This window comes from Rahnella sp. Larv3_ips (assembly GCF_003697865.1).
Taxonomy (GTDB): domain Bacteria; phylum Pseudomonadota; class Gammaproteobacteria; order Enterobacterales; family Enterobacteriaceae; genus Rahnella; species Rahnella rivi.
Genome location: NZ_MJIB01000021.1, coordinates 269,060 through 292,317, shown reverse-complemented (window position 1 = coordinate 292,317; position 23,258 = coordinate 269,060). Strand labels below are relative to the sequence as shown.

The following is a 23,258-nucleotide window of genomic DNA, read 5'->3' as shown; positions in this document are numbered from 1 at the left end:
TCTATGGCGTCGCAGCCCCGTTAACCAGCCCGTTGACCATCTTCTGATCGATGACCTGACCTCCGGTGGCGTTAACCTGAAGTGTGCCGTTCAGCGTCGGTTTATAATCCACGCCGGCAGGCATTTTTCCTTGCAGGTTGAGCTGCATATTCGCGTTACCGTCTAGGGCCAGATGCGGCCAGCCCCAGTTTTCCAACTGATTAACGGGTACGGCGCGGCCAGTCACTTTTACTGAGAACTGGCGCTGCGGTTGCTGATCCACTGTCCCGGTCGCTTCCAGCAGCCCTTCTTTGGTGAAAGCACTCAGCTCTGAAATAGTCACCTGACGGTCGTTGGCTTCCAGCATGATGGAAGGGCGGCGCACATCATTTCGGTTGAACGTGGCTTCGCTGGCGTTCAGATTCAGTTTTCCGTCCCATATTCCCCACTGATGATTACGCGCCAGCAGCAGATTATTGCCGAGGCCGTCGAGCGACGTCAGCTGGAAAGGAAACTGCGGATTGATATCGATAATCAGGTTCCGGTTGGCAATAAACCGGCCCACTGAGATTTCTGCCAGTGAATCCGGCAGCGGCTGAAGCCAGAGCTGTTTCCAGTTTTGCGGCAACGTGTATTCCAGCCCGGCGATGGAAAACTCATCGAGTTGCAACCGCTTATTCGCCCGCAGCCAGTTACCTGTAGTGCGTAATAAACTGCGCTCCCAGCGCGCGGTGGCCTGCTTGATCGAAATGCCCTGAGGCGACAGGTCGAGATTAATGATCGGATCCTGAATGTGCAGATTGCCGTTAATCATGTCAGTCGCGTTCAGCGTGATCTCACCGTCATCACTTTGCCAGTCGCCTTTTTCCAGCGTCACATCCTCAACGGAAAGATCCACATCGCTGAATGCCCAGTCAGTGCCTTGCAGACGGGCGTCGATCAGGTCCATCCGCTGAATGGTGACTTTTGGCAGGGTCTGGAAATCATCGAAAAATGCAGAAAGTGATTTTGAGGTTTGCAGGCGCACATTACTCAGACGCAGATTTTCGATATTCCAGCTGCCGTCCGCTGCCTGGCTGGCCTTACCCGTGAGCTGGCCCCGAGCCAGATCGCCGCCGAAATTCGCGAGCGTCAGGTTTTTATTGTTCAGGTTACCCTGAATCAGGACGTGTTCGGCTGGCAGCCCGTTGACGGTCAGCGTCGCGGCACTCAGCTGGAAATCGGCTTTATCGCCCAGCAGCTGGTGTGCTTTCGGTTGCCACGGTGAAATACCGGCGTTGATTTGCTGGCCCTGGATCTCCAGTCCCGCCGCGTTACCGGTCAGCGCCATTTTACTCAGCTGAAGTGTGTTCGCCTGCAACGGTAAATTCATGGCGGAAGGACTGACGTTCAGGCGCCCATCAACCAGAACCACGCGGTCGAAAAAGCGCGGTTCTGTTATCTGACGCCAGCTCAAATCCAGATCAACTTCGCCAGCACTGAGCGTCTCAGGCTGATTTTTTTGTCCGAAAATGACATGGGTTAGCGTAATCCGTCCTGGCGTGGACCAGTCATGATCTATTTTTTCGACGGCGAACCGGTAATCACTGTTATCCGTGACCCAGCTGCTGACCCTGCCAGCGGCCCAGCGGGTTTGTAATAGGACGTAAACCAGCACAATCGCCAGTACCAGAAGCAGAACGAACGTCAGCAAAATTTTACCGATAAATTTCATCGTCTGGGGCCTGTAGCGTGAATTAGGGATAAAGGTTCTCTGTTTATGCCGTAAACAGCGAAATTTCTCAACAGCTTAGCAGACTGGAGACAATAAAAAGCGGCAGGGGTTCAAGACTCCCTGCCGCGGTGACATTCATCTTAATGTCGGTTATGACTTTTCGTGAGGGAAAACCAGATTCAGAACAATCGCCGTAATCCCGCCTGCGGCAATTCCGGAGGACAACAGCGTCTTAATCCAGTCTGGTGCAAACTGCAGGATCAGCGGCTGCTGAGAAACGCCCATGCCGACGGCCAGAGACAGCGCCATGATCATGATCGCGCGGCGGTTCAGGCGTTCACGAGACACTATGCGCACCCCGGAAGCGGCAATGGTGCCAAACATCACGATAGTCGCGCCACCCAGAACCGGCTCTGGAATGTGTAGTACGAATCCGGCGACCGCAGGGAAAAGCCCCAGTACGATCAGCATCAGCGCCACCACAAAACCTACGTAACGGCTGGCAACGCCGGTCAGCTGAATCACGCCATTGTTTTGCCCGAAACAGGAATTCGGGAACGTATTAAATACCGCCGAAAGCATCGAGTTCAGACCGTTTGCCAGTACGCCGCCCTTAATTCGTTTCATGTACAGCGGTCCGCTGACCGGCTGCTCTGACACGTCTGATGTGGCAGTGATATCCCCGATGGTTTCCAGGGACGTGACCATAAAGATCAGCATCAGCGGGATCAGCAGATTCCAGTCAATTCCCAGTCCGTAGTACAACGGTGTCGGGAAGGTGATCCAGCTGGTTTGCGTCGCTGGCGTAACCGTAGGCAACATTCCCATCATCCACGCCGCCAGATAGCCCACCGCCATCGCGATGACCAGTGAAGCGACCCGCAGGTACGGGTTACGCTGGCGGTTCAGCAGAATAATGACCACCAGAACAACCGCAGCCAGCATCAGATTTTTCGGTGCGCCAAAGGTGTGGTCGCTCATTGCGGCGTATCCGCCACCAATCGAGGTCAGCCCCACCTGAATTAACGACAGACCGATAATCATCACCACAATCCCGGAAACCAGCGGGGTGATCACACGGCGCGCCAGATGCAGGAAGCGGGACAGAATGATCTCAGTACAGGACGCCAGCATCAGCGTACCGAACAGAGCGGCCATCATGGTCGGCACATCCGCGCCACCATTTTTCAGCGCCAGTCCACCCATAATCAACGGAGACACAAAGTTAAAACTTGTTCCCTGAATCGAGAGTAAGCCCGAACCCACCGGCCCCCAGGTTTTAATCTGCAAAATGGACGCCAGACCAGAGGCAAACAGCGACATGCTGATGATGTGCTGGGTGTCCTGCGCGGGCAATCCCAGCGCCTGGCAAATCAATAATGCCGGAGTAATGACCGCAACAAACATCGCCAGCAAATGCTGGCAGGCGGCAAAGAGTGTCTGCGGGAGCGGCGGCCGGTCTTCGAGCCGGTAAATCAGTTCACTTTTGGGCGGGCGGGAGAGTTCAGGTTGCTGTGTTTCTTGTTCTGCGGTTTGCGTACTCATGTTGTGGCATTCCAATAAGCGGCAAAGCGGGCATTTTTATTGAAAATGACCACAAAAGCAATCGTTTGCTTATGGCAATTTAAAACCACATATTTGAGTTAAGTTGGCTTATATGCGCTGTTTTTCTTGCCTGATGCCGCTTTTATGACTTCTAATTCAGTTTCTGGGAAAAAAGAAATTACAGATATTCATATAATTAGATGATTTTATTGGATTTAATACAAAATGGAGTTCTTTAATGATTCAGCTCGATACCTACGGCACGCTGGTGGCTGCCACGCTGGTTCTCCTTTTAGGACGCAAATGCGTCCAGTCGGTCAAACTTCTCAAGAAATACACCATTCCTGAACCCGTTGCGGGCGGTTTACTGGTTGCCGTGATGCTCCTGCTAGCCAACCGGATCATGGGCTGGGAAATCGGATTTGATATCTCGTTAAAAGAACCCCTGATGCTGGCATTTTTCGCGACCATCGGCCTTAACGCCAATCTGGCCAGCCTGCGTTCAGGGGGGAGGAGCCTGATGCTGCTGATATTTGTTGTCGTCGGATTGCTGCTGCTGCAGAACGTCATCGGCATAGGAATGGCAAAAATGCTGGGTATGGATCCGCTGATGGGCCTTCTGGCCGGTTCTATCACGCTTTCCGGCGGACATGGCACCGGCGCTGCCTGGAGCAAGGTTTTCGTCGAACGCTATGGTTTCGAAAGCGCGACCGAAGTGGCAATGGCCTGCGCGACCTTCGGATTGGTGCTTGGCGGTATTATTGGCGGGCCGGTTGCCCGCTATCTGGTCAGTCACTCTTCCACACCGAACGGTTCTCAGGATGATGCGGCCGATCCCAGCGCATTTGAAAAACCGTCCATTGGCCGCATGATCACGCCACTGGTGCTGGTGGAAACTATCGCGCTGATTGCCATCTGCCTTACCGCTGGCAGCCACATTTCGTTATTGCTGCAGGGATCTGCCTTTGAAATCCCGACCTTTGTTTGCGTCCTGTTTGTCGGCGTGATCCTCAGCAATCTTCTGGCGTGGCTGGGTTTTTATCGCGTCTTCGATCGTGCAGTGTCGGTGCTCGGTAATGTCAGTTTGTCGTTATTCCTGGCGATGGCTCTGATGAGCCTGAAACTGTGGGAAATGGCGTCGCTGGCGTTACCGATGATGGCAATTCTGCTGGTGCAAACTGTTGCGATGGCGCTTTACGCCATTTTTGTCACTTACCGGGTCATGGGCAAAAACTATGATGCCGCCGTTCTGGCGGCAGGGCACTGTGGGTTTGGCCTGGGCGCCACGCCGACGGCGATTGCCAATATGCAGGCAATCACTAATCAGTTTGGCCCTTCGCATCTGGCTTTTCTGGTTGTCCCTATGGTGGGGGCGTTCTTCCTGGATATCGCCAATGCCATCGTCATTAAGCTGTTCCTGATGTTGCCTGTCTTCCCGGCGATTCTGTAAAAAATAAGGGCGCAGAAACGACTGTTTCCGCGCCCGTGTTCTCTTTTCAACGTGGCTTAATTCAGGGCGTCTGCCTGCTCCGTATAGACTTTTTCATCCTCCGCGGCTTTCTCCTGCGTCAGTAACTGTTTCTCGTAGACTTTAAAGAATGGGTAGTAAATCACCATGGAAAGCGCCATCAGCAGGATGACCAGAATTGAAACTTTGAAATCCCAGCCCATCGCCCACGCCGCACCAATCGGTGCCGGAGATGTCCAGGGAACCAGAGACATCATGTGCGGCAGAAGGTTGGTTGAAACAGCCAGATAGGCGACCACGGCATTGATCATCGGCGCCAGAAGGAAAGGAATGAAAAATACCGGATTCATGACGATCGGCGTGCCGAAGATCACTGGTTCATTAATGTTGAAACAGCTGGGAACCAGGCTCAGTTTCCCCATGGTGCGCAAATGCGCTGATTTACTGCGGCAGAACAGTAACACCAGCCCCATCGTTGCGCCGGAGCCACCAATGACGATCAGAAAATTCCAGAAAGCCTCGGTCATGATATGTGTCATCGGCAATCCGGCGGCCAGAGCGGTCTGATTGAGGCCGAGATTGGTTAACCAGAAAGCCTGTAACATGCCCGAAACGATCGCAGAACCGTGGATTCCAGCAAACCATAGCAAATGACAAATCAGCACCGCGAGAAGTACGGCAGGCAGGGAGTCAGCGGCAGAAATCAGCGGTTCGAACAGCGCCATAATCGCCTGTGGCAGCAACATGTCAAACCCGGACTGCACCAGTAAGCTGATGGGGAAAAGAGTCATCACGACGGCAATAATGGGGATTAACAGATCAAACGAATGCTTGATGTTCGAGGGAACCTGCTCGGGCAGTCGTATGCCGATATTGTATTTTTTCAGCAACCGCGTCAGTTCGGTAACGTAGATGGCCACCAGTATCGCGGTGAAAATCCCCACGCCGCCCAGCGCTACCGTTGACATCTTTTCATCGACCTGTGGCGCCGCCACCAGCAGGAAAGACATGAGCGACAGCATGGCCGTCATAAACGGATCCAGTTTGTAGCTTCTCGCCAGATTGTAAGCAATCGAGGCGGCGATGTAGATCGACATGATGCCCATGGTCATATTGAACGGCGTGAGTATCTGGACTTCATATTTCGCTGACAACGCCAGCCAGCTGCGGGCGAACCCCCATGATGATTCCGGCGAAAAAGGAGGATGCACGAAAACGAGTAAAAACGATCCGACAATCATAAACGGCATTGCTGAAATAAAGCCGTCACGCACGGCCATAACGTGCCGCTGAGAAGATAACCGGGCCGCGAACGGACTGATTTTTTGTTCTATAAACTGAAAGAGTGACTGACTGATGCTCATAATGATAATGGCCTTATGATGAAGAAATCACACAGGGTTGCCTTAATTATCATCAGTGTAGATGCGGGGTATGAAACCGGTTACCGACTTTGTGCCAGTCTGTGAAGGTCATCAAATAACCAGTGAAGAAAGAGAGTGCAGGCCGTTTTGAACAAAACCGGGAGGAATGTATTCTTCGAAAACATCATTTTTAATTATGTTTTCTGAGGGGAAAGTCAGGCGTTGGTGTAACGAACGCGCTCCGGCAGCCAGCGTTCAATCAGTGCTTTAGCATGGTCGGGGAATTGCTGCTGGAGATAGCGTGCGATGCGCTGCACATCCGGGATCATCGCCTGATCGCGCAGCAGATCGGCCACTTTGAACTCTGCGCTGCCCGTCTGGCGCGTGCCCAGTAATTCTCCCGGACCACGGATTTCTAAATCTTGCTGTGCAATCACAAAGCCGTCGTTGCTGTCACGCAGAACCTGTAAACGCTTCTGCGCAGTCTTGCTGAGCGGCGTTTTGTATAGCAGAACACAATGGGATGCGACTGCGCCACGACCAACGCGGCCGCGCAGCTGATGCAGCTGCGCCAGACCCAGTCGCTCCGGGTTTTCGATGATCATCAGGCTGGCATTCGGCACGTCAACGCCGACTTCAATGACGGTGGTCGCCACCAGAAGCTGTACTTCGCCTTTTTTGAAGGCCTGCATGACGGCCTGCTTTTCCTGCGCTTTCATTCGACCATGCACCAGCCCGATATTGAGCGCCGGAAGTGCTTCTTTCAGCCCTTCCCAGGTCGCTTCTGCCGCCTGAGCTTCGAGCATTTCTGATTCTTCGATCAGCGTACAAACCCAATAGGCCTGTCGGTTTTCCTGCTCGCAGGCACTTTTGACGCGGCTGATAATGTCACTGCGGCGGGTGTCAGGAATAGCGACGGTGGTCACCGGCGTACGGCCCGGCGGCAGTTCGTCGATCACGGAGGTATCGAGATCCGCATAGGCCGTCATCGCCAGCGTTCGCGGGATAGGCGTTGCCGTCATGATCAACTGATGCGGATGGAAGCCCTGCTGTAATCCCTTTTCCCACAGCGCCAGACGCTGATGCACCCCAAATCGGTGTTGTTCATCAATGATCACCAGCGAAAGGGAAGAAAACAGTACCTGCTCCTGGAAGATGGCGTGAGTCCCGACCACCATTGAAACCTGACCGCTGGCTATCGCATCCTGCTGCGCCTGTCGGGCTTTGCCCTTTTGCTTGCCCGCCAGCCAGCCTACCTGAATCCCCAGCGGTTCGAACCACTGGCGGAAGTTATTGGCGTGCTGTTCAGCCAGCAATTCTGTCGGTGCCATTAATCCGACCTGCTGGCCCTGAGCGATAGCGCAAAGTGCCGCGAGAGCCGCCACCAGCGTTTTACCAGAACCCACATCGCCCTGAACCAGACGCATCATCGGGTAACTCTTTGCCAGATCCTGCTCAATTTCCGTCACAACACGTTCTTGCGCCCCGGTTGGGCTGAACGGCAGTGAGGCGAGGAACTGTTTTTTCAGGCGATCGTCGTGATGTAACGGCATCGCTTTATAACTTTGTGTACCCGCGCGAACGGCCAGCATGCTGAGGTTATGCGCCAGTAACTCTTCCATAATCAGTCGGCGCTGTGCCGGATGATGGCCTTTCTCAAGATCAGCCAGCTGTATATCCGGCGGCGGGCGATGCAACAAATGCAGCGCCTGAGGAAGTGATATCAGCGAACGGCTCAGTTCTTCGGGCAACAATTCGGCGATAGGCACGGTATCAAGCAATTCCAGCGCCTGATCGGTCAGCTTACGCAGCGTCGCCTGACGGATACCTTCTGTTGTGGGATAAACCGGTGTCAGCGACTCCTGCAAAACGACTTCGCTGTTCTCACCCTGAATGCGGTATTCCGGATGAATGATTTCTGCGCCGATCGTGCCGCGTTTGATTTCACCATACGCAGTGACCCGTCGGCCTGTCGCCAGACTGTTTTTCATCGCAGCGTTAAAGTTGAAAAAGCGTAACGTCACCATGCCGGTGCCGTCGCTAATCTGACACGTCAGCATTCTGCGGCGACCAAAGCTGATATCGCAGCGCAATACTTCGCCTTCAATGGTGGCAAACAGGCCGGGCAGTAAATCGTTTATGGCATACAGGCGGGTACGATCTTCATAACGCAGGGGAAGGTGGAGCAATAAATCCTGAATAGTTTCAAGGCCGAGCTTAGCGAGTTTATCTGCCTGACTGGCTCCGACGCCAGAAAGTGACGTGAGCGGGATGGCGTCGAGCAGGCGGCCTTTCATCTTTTTTTGACCGTCATTTGCATCGCTGACCACCATTCATCATCGGCAACAATTTGCCCCTGATCGTCAATGAAAGGGCGTGGAAGTTTTTTTCGCTTCGCCACATTCGACAAAACCGGATAACCCCCTTCAAATAGCAAACGCTGTTGTTCTTTCTCGCTGAGCAGGCTGGTTTCGCGGCGGTAAAGCCCTGCGTTTTCACGTTGGCGCTGGGCTTCGTACAGAATAAGCGCCGAGGCGACAGACACGTTCAGAGATTGCACCATACCGATCATCGGAATAATGATGTCGCTGTCAGCCAGTGCTAACGCTTCAGGCGTGATACCGGTTTTTTCCTGGCCAAGCAGAATGCAGGTCGGGCGGGTGTAATCAATTGCACGGAAATCGACGGCTTTTTCAGACAGGTTTGTGGCTAAGATTTGCATGCCCTGCGCCTTCATTTTGGCGACAGCATCCTGAATAGTTTTGTGTGTTTTGACCTGAACCCAACTGTTACTGCCTGCCGCAGAAGAAACCAGCGTTTTCATTCGCGTTGTAGGCCAGACGGCGTGGATCTCATGAACACCGACGGCATCTGCGGTGCGAATGACCGCCGAAACGTTATGCGGTTTATGCACCTGTTCCATGCAGACCGTCAGGTCTGGCTGGCGAGCCGTCAGCATTTCACGAATACGTGCATAACGTTCTGGAGTCATAACAATCAGTTTCGGTTGCGGGTAACTTTGATAACGTCCGGCATGATACGAATTTTACGCATGATATTCGCCAGATGAACGCGATCGCGGGTCGTCAGGCGGATAAAGGCGCTGTAGACACGGCCGTCTTTTTCTTCAGTGCTCAGGCTTTGAATGTTTGACTGCGCGGCGTTAATCGCAGCGGTCAGGTTCGCCAGTGCGCCCTGATGATTGAACATATCGACTTTGATTTCAGCGATAAATTCCTGATCGGTTTCCTGATGATCATCCCAGTCAACAGCCATGAATTTCTCAGGTTCTTTCTGATAACCACGGATATTACGGCAGGACTCATGGTGAATAACCAGACCTTTGCCCGGACTGATATGAGCAATAATCGGATCACCTGGGATTGGACGACAGCATTTCGCGAACGTAATCAGTACGCCATCTGCACCTTTGATAGGCAGATTGCGCGTGCCTGACGTTGCCATTGAAGACTGGTCACCCATCAGATTTTTGGCGACCACGACACTCATGGCGTTGCCCAGACCGATTTCAGCCAGTAAATCATCCATCGCGGCGAGCTTCATACGATCCAGCTCGTTTTTGATGTTTTCAGGCGGAATATCTGACAGTTTCTTACCGGCACCCAGTGCATGATTCAGCAGACGACGACCAAGCGAAACAGAGTCATCACGCTTAAGGTTCTTGAGCATCTGGCGAATTTTGGCGCGGGCCCGCGAGCTGACAACAAAGTTCAGCCAGGCCGCATTCGGTCGGGCACCCGGTGCGGTGATGATTTCGATGGTCTGGCCGCTGGTGAGCGGCTGCGAGAGCGGATACGGCTGGCGATCAACGCGCGCGCCCACGCAGGCATGACCGATATCGGTATGCACGGCGTAAGCAAAGTCGACCGGCGTAGCACCTGCAGGCAGTTCGACGATGCGGCCTTCCGGCGTAAAGACGTAAATCTCGTCCGGGAACAGATCCGATTTCACGCTCTCGATAAATTCAAACGAGTTGCCCGCACTTTGTTGCAGTTCGAGCAAACTCTGTAACCAGCGCTGGGCACGGATTTGTGCCGTTGTGCTGGTTTCACTGTTCTCTTTATAAGCCCAGTGAGCCGCAACCCCCATTTCTGCCATCTGATCCATATCTTCGGTACGGATTTGTACTTCCACCGGCACGCCGTGCGGGCCGATAAGAGAAGTATGCAAAGATTGATAGCCGTTGGCCTTGGGGATAGCGATGTAATCTTTAACCCGGCCTGGACGCGGTTTGTACAGACTGTGTGCCTGGCCTAACACGCGATAGCAGGTATCGAGTTCTTTAACGATCACCCGGAAGGCGTAGATATCCATAATGGAATGGAAACGCTGTTCCTTCAGGTGCATTTTGCAGTAGATCGAATACAGGTGCTTCTCGCGACCGCTGACACGACACTGAATACCGGCTTCAGTCAAACGGCCTTCTATCTCAGAGAGGATTTTCTGAATCATCTCTTTACGGTTACCACGCGCGGCTTTCACCACTTCTTTAATCACGCGATAACGGTTCGGATAGAGTGCTTCGAAGCCCAGCTCTTCGAGCTCGGTTTTCAAATGATGGATACCCAAACGGTGTGCCAGCGGGCTGTAGATTTCCAGCGTTTCGCGGGCAATGCGGCGACGTTTGTCCGGGCGTAAAGAGCCCAGTGTGCGCATGTTATGGGTACGGTCAGCCAGTTTGATCAAAATGACGCGGATGTCTTGCACCATCGCCATGACCATTTTGCGGAAGTTTTCCGCCTGTGCTTCTTTCTTATCGCGGAATTTCAGCTTGTCTAACTTTGAAACGCCTTCAACCAGTTCAGCAACGCTTTTGCCAAACAGTTGTTCCATATCCTGGTAGGTTGCAGGCGTGTCTTCGATAACGTCGTGTAATAACGCCGCCATCAGAGTCTCATGATCGAGCCTCATTTCAGCCAAAATACATGCCACGGCGACCGGGTGAGTAATATAAGGCTCACCGCTGGAACGTGTCTGCCCCTCATGCGCGTCCCGCGCCACGAGGTAAGCCTGCACGAGGCGCTTAATTTGCTCCTCCGGCAGGTATTTTTGAATCAGTTGATTCAGGCTTTCAAAGATATACAAGTGAGATCCGTTTCGTTAATTAACGACGACCTTCAGCGATGGCAGTGACTGCCTGAATCTCTGCGGCTTCCTGCTCTTGCTGTTCCTGACGATCGCGAACATCAAGGATCTTATTCGTGATCAGGCCTTCTTCGATTTCGCGCAGAGCGATAACGGTGACCTTGTCGTTTTCTTCAGCGACCAGTGGATCTTTACCACCAGATTGCAGCTGGCGTGCGCGACGAGCAGCCACCAACACCAGGTCAAAACGGTTACCAATTTTCTCTACAGCGTCTTGAACAGTTACGCGTGCCATATATGTGCTACTCCACAGGGGGACGAAAGACTGGGCATAATACTGAAAGTGACTTCAGTCTGCCAATAGTTTGGTGATTAATCCGTCATGACGGAGTTTTTGACGGCTCAGACGAAGACGTTCGGCGCGAATAATGGTTTTTAAATCCGACAGCGCCAGATCAAAATCATCATTCACGATTAAATAATCGTATTCAGCAAAGTGTGTCATTTCTGCCACCGCTTGCGCCATACGTTTTGCGATCACTTCTTCACTGTCCTGACCACGGCCACGGAGGCGGCGGTCAAGTTCATCCTTCGACGGCGGCAACACGAAAATGCTGCGAGCCTGCGGCATTTTCGCACGGATTTGCTGCGCACCTTGCCAGTCGATATCCAGAAAAACATCCACGCCAGAGGCCAGCACTTGCTCAATGGTGACACGTGAAGTTCCGTAGTAATTACCAAAAACTTCGGCATGCTCTAGAAAGTCATCACTTTCAATCATCTCAAGAAATTCTTCTTTAGAGACAAAGAAATAGTGCTCGCCATGTTTCTCGCCCGGACGTTCTGAACGGGTGGTGTGTGAAATAGAAACCTGCGTGTCGTAGAGCGGTTGCGTTTTAAGTAAAGCCTGAATCAGACTTGATTTACCTGCTCCACTGGGAGCGGAGATGATATATAGCGTGCCTTGAACCATGATGATGACGTTTCAACTGAATGGGTTGATAGGAAGTATGCGAAGAGTGATCTCCCGCACAGTATACACGCTCGCCGCATCCGGTGCAGCGTCCAGTCGTATTTCATCGCAACTTCACGACAGAAAACAGCCCTTCCTGCCAGATTTCCGCGCCACATTCCAAAATTTCTTACTGTTGCTGCAACCAAGTAAATAAGCAGGAATGCATCCCGCAAAGATGAAAAGTGGCGCTGGCAGCGAAGAAAACACTGGCGTTTACTGGCGGCCACAAGGAGGTGCCTATGCGCCGGATCGTATTTCTTATCAGCCTGTTCTTTCTGCCATTTTATGTATCCGCCAACCATGAGCTGCCGCAGGATTGCCCTGCATGGTCATTAGCGCAACTGACAGAGGAAACCCGGCAACTGACGGCGCAACTCGCGCAATGGGACAAAGATTATCACCAGTCCGGCAGCAGCCCGGTTGAAGATGCGGTTTACGATAATTTGCGCCAAAAACAGCATTTGTGGCTGCAATGTGCCGGTCAGTCTTCCGAAGACACGGGAGTACCTGTTGGTGTGAATGATCTTTATCCCCATCCGGTAGCTCATACCGGCCTTAACAAACTGCGTGATAAGCAAGCGGTTTCAGGCTGGATGCGCGGGCGTAAAAATCTCTGGGTGCAGCCTAAAGTCGACGGAATTGCCATCTCACTCGTCTACCGGCACGGGCAGCTTGCTGCGCTGTTAAGCCGTGGGGACGGGGCAAAAGGTCAAAACTGGACAGCCAAAGTGCCTTCAATACCGTCCATCCCCCTCAAAATTCCGGATACCCGCCCCGAGCTGGTTTTGCAGGGCGAACTTTATCTGAAGATGACCGGTCATCAGCAGAGTGTTGCGGGAGGCATGAATGCGAGATCCAAAGTCGCGGGAGCTATGATGCGCACCGCTGGCACTGAGCTGCTGTCGCAAGTGGGCGTGTTTATCTGGTCATGGCCAAACGGCCCGGCCACGATGACCGATCATCTGGGGCAGTTAAGCCTGCTCGGATTCCCGGTCGTTGGCCAGTTCACGATTCCGGTGCATTCGGTGGATGATGTCGATAAATGGCGGCAAAACTGGCTTACCCAACCTCTCCCGTTCGCTACCGACGGTGTCGTTATCCGGCAGGAAGAAGAACCCGCAGGTAAATATTGGCAAAATAAACCTGCTACCTGGGCGGTTGCATGGAAATATCCGCCTGCCAAAGCACTCACGGAAGTTGCCGGGGTTAGCACAACCATCGGACGAAGTGGCAAGGTGACGGTGATTCTGAACCTGAAACCACTCAGGCTCGATGATAAGTGGGTAAGCAAAGTGAATGTGGGTTCCATCTCCCGGTTTAAGCAATGGGATGTCATCGCAGGAGATCAGGTGGCGGTTTCACTGGCCGGGCAGGGGATCCCACGGCTGGATGATGTCGTGTGGCGGGTACGCGAGCGCTCAGAAAGGGTATTGCCAGATCCTGAATCCTACGGGGCACTTTCCTGTTTTACGCCAGAGCCAGGCTGCAAACAGCAGTTTCTCTCACGGCTAATCTGGTTAAGTGGCCCGGAATCGCTGGATATGGCTGGTTTCGGGGGAGCCACCTGGCAAAAACTGCTGGAGGGCGTTCCTCTCAACTCCTTGACCGACTGGCTAGGTCTGAATGAAGACGTGATGTCAGCTGTACCGGGGATAGGCATTAAACAGGCGAAGAAGTTGATGGCGCAAATTCAGCTGGCACGAAATAAAAGCTTCAGGCACTGGCTTTCCGCGTTGGGTTTCCCCTCTTTTGCCGTGAAATTTGCCGGGCAACAGCCCTCCTGGAATCATCTCCAGGAAATGACGCCACAAGACTGGGAAACGACCGCAGTTATCGGACAAAAGCGCACCGGGCAAATCGCGGACTTCATACATCATCCGCAGGTCATGGCGTTGACGGAAGCATTAAGGCAGGCAAAGGTGCCTGCGTTTCAGTGACGGGCAACGTGCCGGGAACTTAGTCGTGATCCGAATGCGGATAATTAAAGACGGGCAGTCCGAGGCGAAATCGCAACGCAATCAGACGGGCGACAAAACCCACCAGCAGGGTAATGATGATCACCAGGTTATGCGGCATAGCGAAATACTGCAGACCGATATAAACCCATGCCGAGGCGAATGAAATCCCTGCGTAAATCTCTTTCTGAAACACCAGCGGGATCTGGTTGCACATCATGTCCCGCAATACACCCCCGAAGACACCGGTTATCACCGCACACACGGAAGCGATAATAGCGCCATGGCCCATATCAAGCGCGACCTGAGTCCCGATAATAGAGAACACCACCAGACCCAGCGCATCCAGCACTAAAAAGAGCTTTCGCAGATGCTGCATTAATGGCGCAAGCCAGGTCGTCAGGAGGGCTGCAAAGGCAACAATGATTATGTATTCAGGATGTTTTACCCAGCCGAGTGGATAATGCCCCAGCAGCATGTCACGTACTGAACCTCCGCCAATGGCGGTGGCAGAGGCGATAATGATGACGCCAAAAGAGTCCATCTTGCGACGTCCGGCAGCTAAAGCACCGGTCATGGCTTCTGCGGTGATACCAATAATATAAAGAACAGTGAGTAACATGAGTGTGCGCCGGACGGGTCAGAAATGAGGAAACAGTAGCCGCGTAGAGTAATCAGGTTTTAAATTCCTCTCGACTGATTTTTTCTTTTGTATCGTTTTTAAAATTACTAAAACTAATGTGAAAAGGTGTTCAATCATTCGGTGTATAAGGATTTTAATGAGGCAGCAATAATTTTAGATTAGAAAAATCGTCATTGCTGACTTGTTTACAGTCCACGCTTCCTCTCTCAGGCCCACGACGTCCTCTTAACCTGTCAGGAAATATCTTCTGCTAAATAGTGACGAATATGTATAATCGTTACCCACTCACACATCGTTTAATTGCTTTACCTATCCGGAGGAGTTTATGAAACCCGATATTCCGGTTGCGTTAACTCAGCGTGGACCTGCCGAACATGAACGGCGTGAGCAGATCATCAATGCAGCATTTGAGCATTTCCGGCTTTACGGTTATGCCAAAACGTCGGTGGCCGATCTGGCAAAATCCATCGGTGTCTCAAGTGCTTATATTTATAAATTTTTTGAGTCAAAACAGGCCATTGGCGAAGCGATTTGTTCTCAACGTGTCGGACAAATTGATCATGCGCTGTTACTGATTGCACAGAGTGACCAAAGTGCCACTCTGCGCCTGCGATCCCTGTTTAGAACACTGCTTACGCGTAGTCTTGATCTCTTCTTTCAGGACAGAAAGCTGCATGATCTTGCTGCGATAGCCTCTGCTCAACAGTGGAAATCGACGTTAAATCATCGCGCTACGATGTACAGCATCATTGAGAAAATTGTCACAGACGGTCGCGAATCCGGGGAGTTTGAGCGTAAAACGCCGCTGGATGAAGTCTGTATGGCGATCACTACCGTGACGACGCCGTTCTCACATCCGCTGCTGCTGGAACAGAAAACCCCCGAGCAGTTGGAAGAACGCGTAACCGCTATTACCAGCCTGGTTTTACGAAGCCTGGCGAAATAACGAAGACAAAATTTTCGGGTTACGGGTTTACAAAACCGTAATTCGTCACATACTGTCAGCTTTTAAAGACCCTGTTTCTGCCGGACGAATCAAAACCCCTGCAAAAACGTATGCATTAACGGACAGGAAGGAACATTTTATGACTCATCGTCGAGTAGTGATTACCGGCATGGGGGCTGTGAGTCCTCTGGGCTGTGATATCGAAACTATCTGGAAGCGCCTGCTGGCCGGTCAGTCTGGTATCCGTGTATTGCCGGATGAGATTGTTGAAACGCTGAGCGTGAAAATAGGCGGTCAGGTGCAAACTAAAGAACAGGACCCTGAGTCTGGTTTCGATCCGGACCTGTTTGTCGTGCCGAAAGACCAGAAAAAAATGGACCGCTTCATTCTGTTTGCCATGGCCGCAGCCGAAATGGCGATCACTCATGCGGGCTGGAAAGCTGAAACCGCTGAGCAGCAGGAACGTACCGCGACCGTCATCGGTTCTGGTATCGGCGGATTTCCGGCCATCGCCCATGCCGTTCGTACCAACGACAGTCGTGGCGCTAAGCGTTTGTCTCCGTTCACCATTCCTTCATTCCTGGTGAATCTGGCAGCCGGTCAGGTTTCCATTAAACATCAGTTTAAAGGCCCTATTGGTGCCCCGGTAACCGCATGTGCGGCAGGCGTTCAGGCGATCGGCGATGCAGTGCGTTTGATTCGTAACGATGAGGCGGATGTTGCATTGTGCGGTGGCGCTGAAGCGGCGATCGATACCGTCAGCCTGGGTGGTTTTGCTGCCGCGAAAGCGATGTCAGCGGGTCATACCGATCATCCTGAGAAAGCATCCCGTCCATTCGACAGTGGCCGTGATGGTTTCATCATGGGTGAAGGCGCCGGTATGCTGGTCATCGAAGAGCTGGAACACGCGAAAGCCCGTGGTGCGACTATCTTGGCTGAGATCGTCGGTTACGGCACCAGCGGTGATGCTTATCACATGACTTCAGGTGCAGAAGACGGGAATGGCGCAGGTCGCGCGATGAAAATTGCGTTGCGTCAGGCGGGTATTCAGCCTTCAGACGTACAGCATCTGAATGCTCACGCCACATCCACACCGGTCGGCGATCTGGGTGAAATCAACGCGATTAAAACCCTGTTCGGGACTGACGGTAAACTGGCCGTGACCTCGACTAAATCAGCGACCGGTCATTTATTGGGCGCAGCGGGGGGGCTGGAAACTATCTTCACGATTCTGGCTATCCGTGACCAGATTGTTCCGCCAACCTTGAATCTGGAAAACAAAGATGAAGCAGCTGCCGGTCTGAATATCATCGGTAATACTGCGCAGAAACATGGCATTACCTATGCTTTGTCGAACGGTTTTGGTTTCGGCGGCGTGAATGCCTGCGTACTGCTCAAGCGCTGGGAAAAGTAATCCCCCTCACCGCTGACACATAAAAAAACGCCTCAGGTTGTGATGACCTGAGGCGTTTTTATTACATCGGTACAAATAAATTACTCGATGTTCTGAATCTGTTCGCGCATCTGTTCGATCAACACTTTCAGCTCGATGGCTGATGTGGTGACATCGGCATTAATTGATTTTGACGCCAGCGTGTTCGACTCGCGGTTAAATTCCTGCATCATGAAATCAAGCCGACGGCCGACGGCTTCTTCTTTCTTCATGATTTTATGTGTTTCTTTGACATGCGCTTCAAGCCGGTCCAGCTCTTCGGCCACATCAACACGCTGAGCCATCAGCACTAACTCTTGCTCCAGTCGTGTGTTTTCCAGCTGTACCTGCGCATCTTCCAGTTTGCTGACCAGACGCTCACGCTGCCATTGCAGAATATTTGGCATATGGGCGCGGACCTTCAGCACTTCTGCGCTGACGCCGTCAAGACGCTGTTCGATCATCACTTTCAGAGCGGCACCTTCGCTTTCACGGGCGCTGATGAAATCATCCAGAGCGGTTTCCAGTGCCTGCAGCAACTCGGTGCTGATAGCGTCCAGATCTTGTTCTTCGGCCAGCATTACGCCAGGCCAGCGCAGAACTTCCAGCGGATTAATTTCACCTTCGTCACTTTGCATTTTTACCCACTGCGCGGCTTCTACCAGCTGTTTAGCCAGTTTTTCGTTCAGCTGCAATGAGCTTTGTGCACCCGGGTCGAGGTCAAAACGCAGATTACATTCGACTTTACCACGGGTCAGACGGGCACGAATGCGTTCGCGAACGACCGGCTCCAGGCTGCGGAATTGCTCCGGAAGACGGATATAAGTTTCCAGATAACGTTGGTTTACCGAGCGGAGTTCCCACGCTGCGCTGCCCCAGTCACCCTTAATTTCGCGTCGTGCATAAGCGGTCATACTACGAATCATGTATGCGTACCTGTTAATGTAAAGATGGAGGGATTATAGCCTCGGTGGACGGGTCATGATAGGCATTACCTCATGAAGTCCGTATAATGCGCAGCCAAACATGATTTGCGACCCGGAGTACTATCCCATGCGTCCAGCAGGCCGAAATGCACAACAAGTGCGCCCCGTAACACTGACCCGCCATTACACTAAACACGCTGAAGGTTCCGTGCTGGTGGAGTTTGGTGAAACTAAAGTGCTGTGTACCGCAACGGTAGAAGAAGGCGTTCCGCGTTTTCTGAAAGGCCAGGGTCAGGGCTGGATCACTGCAGAATACGGGATGCTGCCGCGTTCTACTCATACCCGTAATCCGCGTGAAGCCGCTAAAGGCAAACAGGGTGGTCGTACTCTCGAAATCCAGCGTCTGATCGCACGTTCTCTTCGTGCCGCAGTGGATTTAAAAAAACTCGGTGAATTCACCATCACCCTCGACTGTGATGTTTTACAGGCTGACGGCGGTACGCGTACCGCGTCTATCTCGGGTGCTTGTGTTGCGCTGGCCGATGCGCTGAATGCGCTGGTCGCTGCGGGTAAACTTAAAGCCAATCCGATGAAAGGCATGGTCGCGGCGGTTTCTGTCGGTATTGTTAAGGGTGAGGCGCTGTGCGACCTTGAGTATGTAGAGGACTCCGCTGCTGAAACCGACATGAACGTGGTGATGATGGAAGATGGCCGCATGATCGAAGTGCAGGGCACCGCCGAAGGCGAGCCGTTCAGCCACGAAGAGTTACTCAATTTACTGGCCCTCGCGCGAGAGGGAATCGACACCATCTTCCAGGCGCAGAAAGCGGCACTGGCGGAATGATTTTTTAAGGCGACTGAGAAGTCGCCTTTTTTATGGCCTGCGGGCTGACAATGTCAGAAATACGAGATTATCGAGGAGACCATCAATGAAAGCCTATCAGCGCCAATTTATTGAGTTCGCACTGAACAAGCAGGTTTTGAAATTCGGCGAATTCACCCTGAAGTCCGGGCGCATCAGCCCTTACTTCTTCAATGCCGGTCTGTTTAATACCGGACGCGATCTGGCGTTACTGGGACGTTTCTATGCCGAAGCATTGATGGATTCAAAAATTGATTTCGATTTAGTGTTTGGCCCGGCTTACAAAGGTATCCCGATCGCGACGACCACTGCCGTTGCGCTGGCTGAGCATCATGAGCGCGATGTGCCTTATTGCTTCAACCGTAAAGAAGCCAAAGATCACGGCGAAGGCGGTTTACTGGTAGGCAGCCCGCTGCAAGGGCGCGTCATGCTGGTTGATGATGTGATCACGGCGGGAACGGCCATTCGTGAGTCTATGGAAATCATCAATGCGAACCACGCGACGCTCGCCGGGGTTCTGATTTCCCTGGATCGTCAGGAACGCGGACGCGCTGATATCTCTGCCATTCAGGAAGTTGAACGCGACTACCATTGCAAAGTGATTTCTATTATTACGCTGGCAGATCTCATCGACTATCTGGAAGAAAAAACCGAAATGGCTGACCATCTGGCGGCTGTGCGTGCATATCAGCAGACGTACGGCGTTTAAGATTCGCCAAAAATGAAAAAGGGCCGAAAGGCCCTTTTTAACATCTGACACATTATTTCGACGCGACGTTATTGCAACTGAGCCGAGATGAGCGGCCAGCGCGTATCAAAATCCTGTGTGGGACGGTACTTAAACTCTGAGCGCACAAACCGCGATAACATCCCTTCACAGTAAGCCAGCAACTGGCTGGCGAGCAGCGTTTCATCATAGGTAAACCCGCTGCCTTCACGCATTTTCTTTTCCCGCAGTACCTGACGCAACTGGGCTTCAATTCGCTCAAAGAGCTGATTGATGCGGCCCTGCAGGCGGTCCTGTTCAAACATCAAAGCATGTCCGGTCATGATGCGTGTCAGGCCCGGATTGCGTTCTGCAAAACCCAGAACCAGCAGCAAAATCAGACGGATCCGGTTCAATGTATCCTTTTCATCCTGCAAGATGAGATTGATACGCGAGATCAGGCTGTCTTCAATAAACTCGATTAAGCTGTCAAACATCCGCGTTTTACTGGGAAAATGACGATAAAGAGCTGCTTCCGAAACACCTACGCTGGCAGCGAGTTTTGCGGTCGTGATCCGCTGGCTGCCATCACTGGACTGAAGCATTTGCGCTAACGCCTGCAAAATCTCTTCGCGCCGGTTCCTTTTTGTCGTTTCTTTCTCTGCCATGTCTGAATAGACCCTTGCTAAAAAACGGCTAAAATCATGGAGAAACCGCACAACTGCCGCATGAATCGCTATGATCCTGCGGCTTTTTTCGTTCCCTTGGTGTTGTTACGGTCTGATAGTGATAAGGATCTGTTCAATATCGCGTCAAAATCTGCGGTGCTGAACAGGTTCTTATTGACGGCCGGAGTGGCCAAAACCACCTTCACCGCGTTCACTGGCGTTGAAATCTTCCACCAGATTGAATTCAGCCTGAACCACAGGCACAAAGACCATTTGTGCGATTCTCTCGCCCGGTTCAATCACGAACGTTGTTTGCCCACGGTTCCAGACGGAAACCATCAACTGTCCCTGATAATCGGAGTCAATCAGACCCACTAAATTGCCCAGCACCACGCCATGTTTATGCCCCAAACCAGAGCGCGGCAGGATCACCGCTGCCAGGTTTGCATCACCAATGTGGATTGCCAGACCGGTTGGCAGCAGCGTGGTTTCGCCGGGTTTGAGTTCAACAGAAGCATCCAGACAGGCGCGTAAATCCAGACCTGCAGACCCTGGCGTGGCGTAAGCCGGTAAAGGGAAAGTCGAACCGATGCGCGGGTCGAGAATTTTAATGTCGATTTTTTTCATCATAACGGCTGACAATCTCTTCTAATAAACGTTGGCCAAGCAGGGATTTATCGCTAAGCGGTAAGATTTTATCCCCGTCCTGCCAAAAAAGATGCAGGGCATTGCTATCGGTATTAAAACCTTGCCCGGCAAGTGAAACATCGTTGGCGCAAATCAGATCCAGATTCTTACGGATCCTTTTTTGCCGCGCGTATTCTTCCACATTCTGGGTTTCGGCAGCAAACCCCACGACATACGGCCGGTTTTCTGTCATCGCCGCCACGCCGGCAACAATGTCAGGGTTTTTAATCATTTTGACTGTGATTTCATCGCCTTGCTTTTTGATTTTCTCATCAGCAATCAGTTCAGCACGGTAGTCTGCAACCGCGGCACAGGAGATAAAAATATGCTGTGAACTGGCAGAAAGTTGCACCGCGTGTTGCATCTCCAGTGCGCTTTCCACATCTATACGCCGGACATTCGCGGGTGTCGGTTGCGTCACCGGGCCGGCGATAAGTGTGACTTTCGCACCGCGATTGGCGGCGGCTTTCGCAATAGCAAAACCCATTTTTCCTGAACTGTGATTACTGATGAAGCGAACCGGATCCAGCGCTTCACGCGTCGGGCCAGCCGTCACCATAATGTTCAGATGCGCCAGATCCTGGCGTACGGAGAAATGGTTGATTGCCATATCGACAATGACCAGGGGATCGAGCATTCGGCCCGGGCCAATATCGCCACAGGCCTGGCTTCCGCTGTCAGGGCCCCATAACAAGGTGCCTCTTGCTGCAAGCCGTTGCAGATTCTCCTGCGTGACGGTCGCGCGATACATCTGCTGATTCATCGCCGGAAGCACTGCAATCGGGGCCGCGGTTGCCAGGCAAACCGTGGTCAGCAGGTCATTAGCCATACCGGCGGCCATACGTGCCAGTAAATCGGCCGTAGCGGGTGCGATCAGCACCAAATCAGCCCATTTACCTAATTCGATGTGACCCATCGCCGCTTCGGCTGCCGGATCAAGCAGGTCATCAGACACCGGATAGCCGGAAACCGCCTGCAGGCTCAGTGGCGTCACAAAAGATTTAGCCGCATCTGTCATCACTACGCGTACTTCCGCGCCACGCTCGCGTAAGCGACGTACCAGTTCTGGTGCTTTATAGGCAGCGATACCACCGCTGATACCGAGCACAATATGTTTGCCGGAAAGTCCCGTCATCATCATTGTCCGATTGATTGAAAGCCTGAAGAAGCGACATTTTAGCATAACGCACAATGATGACAGCTATTGGCGACATCCGAACGAGGTTGAATAAGATTTCTGCGCGATGCCTCGCAAGCTGAAGACGCCGAAAAGCCTGATGGTCGGGGCTGTGGCACAATCGCCGCGAAAAAGGAGTCAGGATGACGAAATCGCACAACGGCTGGCCGGATACGGTGAAACCACGGGAAAAGTTATTAGAGCAGGGTGCCAAAGGGCTGACAGATCAGGAACTGCTGGCGATTTATTTGCGCATCGGATCGCGCGGACAGCATGTTATGGAGCTGGCTAAAAATCTGCTCGATGAGTTTGGTTCACTCCATCAGTTACTGATGGCGGATTTTAACGCGATGTCACGTATTAAAGGCATGGGCGTGGCGAAATATGCCCAGCTTGTTGCGGTGTCTGAGTTATCCCGCCGTGCCTATCTGCGCCATCTCAGTGCGGAAAATGCCATGCTTAGCCCGTCGGTTATTCGGGAGTATCTGCAGAATTTGCTGGTTTTTCGTGAAAGAGAGGTCTTTCTGGTACTTTTTCTCGACAACCAGCATCGGGTTATTCGCCATGAGGAGATGTTTGCTGGTACTATTGGGCACGTAGAAGTGTATCCCCGCGAAATTGTTCGCGGTGCGATGAAGGTTAATGCGGCAGCGTTAATTCTGGCGCATAATCATCCGTCCGGTCGGGCTGAACCCAGTCTGATGGACAGAAAAGTGACTGAACAAATTATTCGTGCGTGCCAACTGCTGGAAATTCGTGTTCTCGACCATTTGGTTGTAGGTCACGGAGAAACGGTGTCTTTTGCCGAACGCGGTTGGATTTAGCGTCGTTTTTTAAAGATCCTTTGGGATCTTTAGCTGTTCGGGACTTGAGCACTTACGCTACAGAGCGTATACTACGCCACCTTTGAGAATCTTGGGTTTGGCGTTAAGAGCCTATCTCAGCAGGTTTCATACCTGATGAAATGGTTTTTACCCGACGACAGTGAGTCGGTTCTCAGTGGAGTTTGCTGAGATGGGCTCTAAAAGCCTGACGAGGCGGCCATACCCTATACGAAGCTCGAGC

Annotated in this window: 20 protein-coding genes; 7 read left to right on the top strand and 13 right to left on the bottom strand. The window is 52.4% G+C overall.

What is annotated here, in order from left to right; all coding sequences use genetic code 11:
- Position 1 precedes the first annotated feature (1 nt).
- Together ED901_RS20825 and ED901_RS20820 are read right to left on the bottom strand one after the other, a co-directional pair.
- Positions 2 to 1,693 carry an AsmA family protein gene (locus ED901_RS20825; protein WP_122097107.1) on the bottom strand — a complete coding sequence of 564 codons (1,692 nt, stop codon included), beginning with the start codon at positions 1,691 to 1,693 and terminating at the stop codon, positions 2 to 4.
- A gap of 150 nt (positions 1,694 to 1,843) precedes the next feature.
- Positions 1,844 to 3,238: an NCS2 family protein gene (locus ED901_RS20820; RefSeq protein ID WP_122097106.1), complete on the bottom strand. Its 1,395-nt coding sequence runs from the start codon at positions 3,236 to 3,238 to the stop codon at positions 1,844 to 1,846.
- A gap of 238 nt (positions 3,239 to 3,476) precedes the next feature.
- On the opposite strand from ED901_RS20820, the gene gltS reads away from it, so the two are divergent.
- Complete coding sequence (gene gltS, locus ED901_RS20815; protein WP_122097105.1) at positions 3,477 to 4,688, top strand: sodium/glutamate symporter; 1,212 nt, start codon at positions 3,477 to 3,479, stop codon at positions 4,686 to 4,688.
- Positions 4,689 to 4,744: 56 nt separating this feature from the next.
- Here the strand turns inward: gltS and ED901_RS20810 are convergent, their stop codons facing one another.
- The 6 genes from ED901_RS20810 to gmk form a co-directional block, all read right to left on the bottom strand.
- Positions 4,745 to 6,070 carry a PTS sugar transporter subunit IIC gene (locus ED901_RS20810; protein WP_122097104.1) on the bottom strand — a complete coding sequence of 442 codons (1,326 nt, stop codon included), beginning with the start codon at positions 6,068 to 6,070 and terminating at the stop codon, positions 4,745 to 4,747.
- A 215-nt stretch (positions 6,071 to 6,285) separates the two neighbouring features.
- Positions 6,286 to 8,367 (bottom strand): ATP-dependent DNA helicase RecG, encoded by a 2,082-nt coding sequence (gene recG, locus ED901_RS20805; RefSeq protein WP_122097103.1) that lies wholly within the window; start codon positions 8,365 to 8,367, stop codon positions 6,286 to 6,288.
- Complete coding sequence (gene trmH / locus ED901_RS20800) at positions 8,364 to 9,062, bottom strand: tRNA (guanosine(18)-2'-O)-methyltransferase TrmH (RefSeq protein ID WP_056777558.1); 699 nt, start codon at positions 9,060 to 9,062, stop codon at positions 8,364 to 8,366. Before trmH ends, recG begins: the two co-directional genes overlap by 4 nt.
- Before the next feature lie 5 nt (positions 9,063 to 9,067).
- Complete coding sequence (gene spoT / locus ED901_RS20795; protein ID WP_056777553.1) at positions 9,068 to 11,176, bottom strand: bifunctional GTP diphosphokinase/guanosine-3',5'-bis pyrophosphate 3'-pyrophosphohydrolase; 2,109 nt, start codon at positions 11,174 to 11,176, stop codon at positions 9,068 to 9,070.
- A 19-nt stretch (positions 11,177 to 11,195) separates the two neighbouring features.
- Positions 11,196 to 11,471 (bottom strand): DNA-directed RNA polymerase subunit omega, encoded by a 276-nt coding sequence (gene rpoZ, locus ED901_RS20790; protein ID WP_056777549.1) that lies wholly within the window; start codon positions 11,469 to 11,471, stop codon positions 11,196 to 11,198.
- A gap of 54 nt (positions 11,472 to 11,525) precedes the next feature.
- Entirely contained in the window at positions 11,526 to 12,149 is a 624-nt protein-coding gene (gmk, locus tag ED901_RS20785; RefSeq protein ID WP_056777546.1) for a guanylate kinase, read from the bottom strand.
- A gap of 281 nt (positions 12,150 to 12,430) precedes the next feature.
- Here gmk and ligB point away from each other — a divergent pair, with 281 nt between their 5' ends.
- The gene (gene ligB / locus ED901_RS20780; protein ID WP_122097102.1) at positions 12,431 to 14,128 is read left to right on the top strand and encodes an NAD-dependent DNA ligase LigB; all 1,698 of its coding nucleotides are present in this window, start codon (positions 12,431 to 12,433) and stop codon (positions 14,126 to 14,128) included.
- Positions 14,129 to 14,147: 19 nt separating this feature from the next.
- On the opposite strand, the gene ED901_RS20775 is transcribed toward ligB, so the two are convergent.
- On the bottom strand, positions 14,148 to 14,768 hold the full coding sequence (locus ED901_RS20775) for a trimeric intracellular cation channel family protein (protein WP_056777538.1): 621 nt from the start codon (positions 14,766 to 14,768) through the stop codon (positions 14,148 to 14,150).
- A 346-nt stretch (positions 14,769 to 15,114) separates the two neighbouring features.
- On the opposite strand from ED901_RS20775, the gene ED901_RS20770 reads away from it, so the two are divergent.
- On the top strand, positions 15,115 to 15,735 hold the full coding sequence (locus ED901_RS20770; protein ID WP_056777535.1) for a TetR/AcrR family transcriptional regulator: 621 nt from the start codon (positions 15,115 to 15,117) through the stop codon (positions 15,733 to 15,735).
- 139 nt (positions 15,736 to 15,874) lie between these two features.
- Positions 15,875 to 17,149 (top strand): beta-ketoacyl-ACP synthase II, encoded by a 1,275-nt coding sequence (gene fabF, locus ED901_RS20765; protein WP_056777531.1) that lies wholly within the window; start codon positions 15,875 to 15,877, stop codon positions 17,147 to 17,149.
- Between the two features lie 80 nt (positions 17,150 to 17,229).
- On the opposite strand, the gene ED901_RS20760 is transcribed toward fabF, so the two are convergent.
- Entirely contained in the window at positions 17,230 to 18,093 is an 864-nt protein-coding gene (locus tag ED901_RS20760; RefSeq protein ID WP_122097101.1) for a YicC/YloC family endoribonuclease, read from the bottom strand.
- A 127-nt stretch (positions 18,094 to 18,220) separates the two neighbouring features.
- On the opposite strand from ED901_RS20760, the gene rph reads away from it, so the two are divergent.
- Positions 18,221 to 18,937 (top strand): ribonuclease PH, encoded by a 717-nt coding sequence (gene rph / locus ED901_RS20755; RefSeq protein ID WP_056777524.1) that lies wholly within the window; start codon positions 18,221 to 18,223, stop codon positions 18,935 to 18,937.
- A gap of 85 nt (positions 18,938 to 19,022) precedes the next feature.
- Entirely contained in the window at positions 19,023 to 19,664 is a 642-nt protein-coding gene (gene pyrE, locus ED901_RS20750) for an orotate phosphoribosyltransferase (protein ID WP_056774439.1), read from the top strand.
- Between the two features lie 68 nt (positions 19,665 to 19,732).
- On the opposite strand, the gene slmA is transcribed toward pyrE, so the two are convergent.
- The 3 genes from slmA to coaBC form a co-directional block, all read right to left on the bottom strand.
- On the bottom strand, positions 19,733 to 20,329 hold the full coding sequence (gene slmA / locus ED901_RS20745) for a nucleoid occlusion factor SlmA (RefSeq protein WP_056774442.1): 597 nt from the start codon (positions 20,327 to 20,329) through the stop codon (positions 19,733 to 19,735).
- A 171-nt stretch (positions 20,330 to 20,500) separates the two neighbouring features.
- Positions 20,501 to 20,959 carry a dUTP diphosphatase gene (gene dut / locus ED901_RS20740; RefSeq protein WP_056774445.1) on the bottom strand — a complete coding sequence of 153 codons (459 nt, stop codon included), beginning with the start codon at positions 20,957 to 20,959 and terminating at the stop codon, positions 20,501 to 20,503.
- Complete coding sequence (gene coaBC / locus ED901_RS20735; RefSeq protein WP_183850517.1) at positions 20,937 to 22,154, bottom strand: bifunctional phosphopantothenoylcysteine decarboxylase/phosphopantothenate--cysteine ligase CoaBC; 1,218 nt, start codon at positions 22,152 to 22,154, stop codon at positions 20,937 to 20,939. Before coaBC ends, dut begins: the two co-directional genes overlap by 23 nt.
- Before the next feature lie 182 nt (positions 22,155 to 22,336).
- On the opposite strand from coaBC, the gene radC reads away from it, so the two are divergent.
- Entirely contained in the window at positions 22,337 to 23,017 is a 681-nt protein-coding gene (gene radC, locus ED901_RS20730; RefSeq protein WP_056774448.1) for a DNA repair protein RadC, read from the top strand.
- Positions 23,018 to 23,258 lie beyond the last annotated feature (241 nt).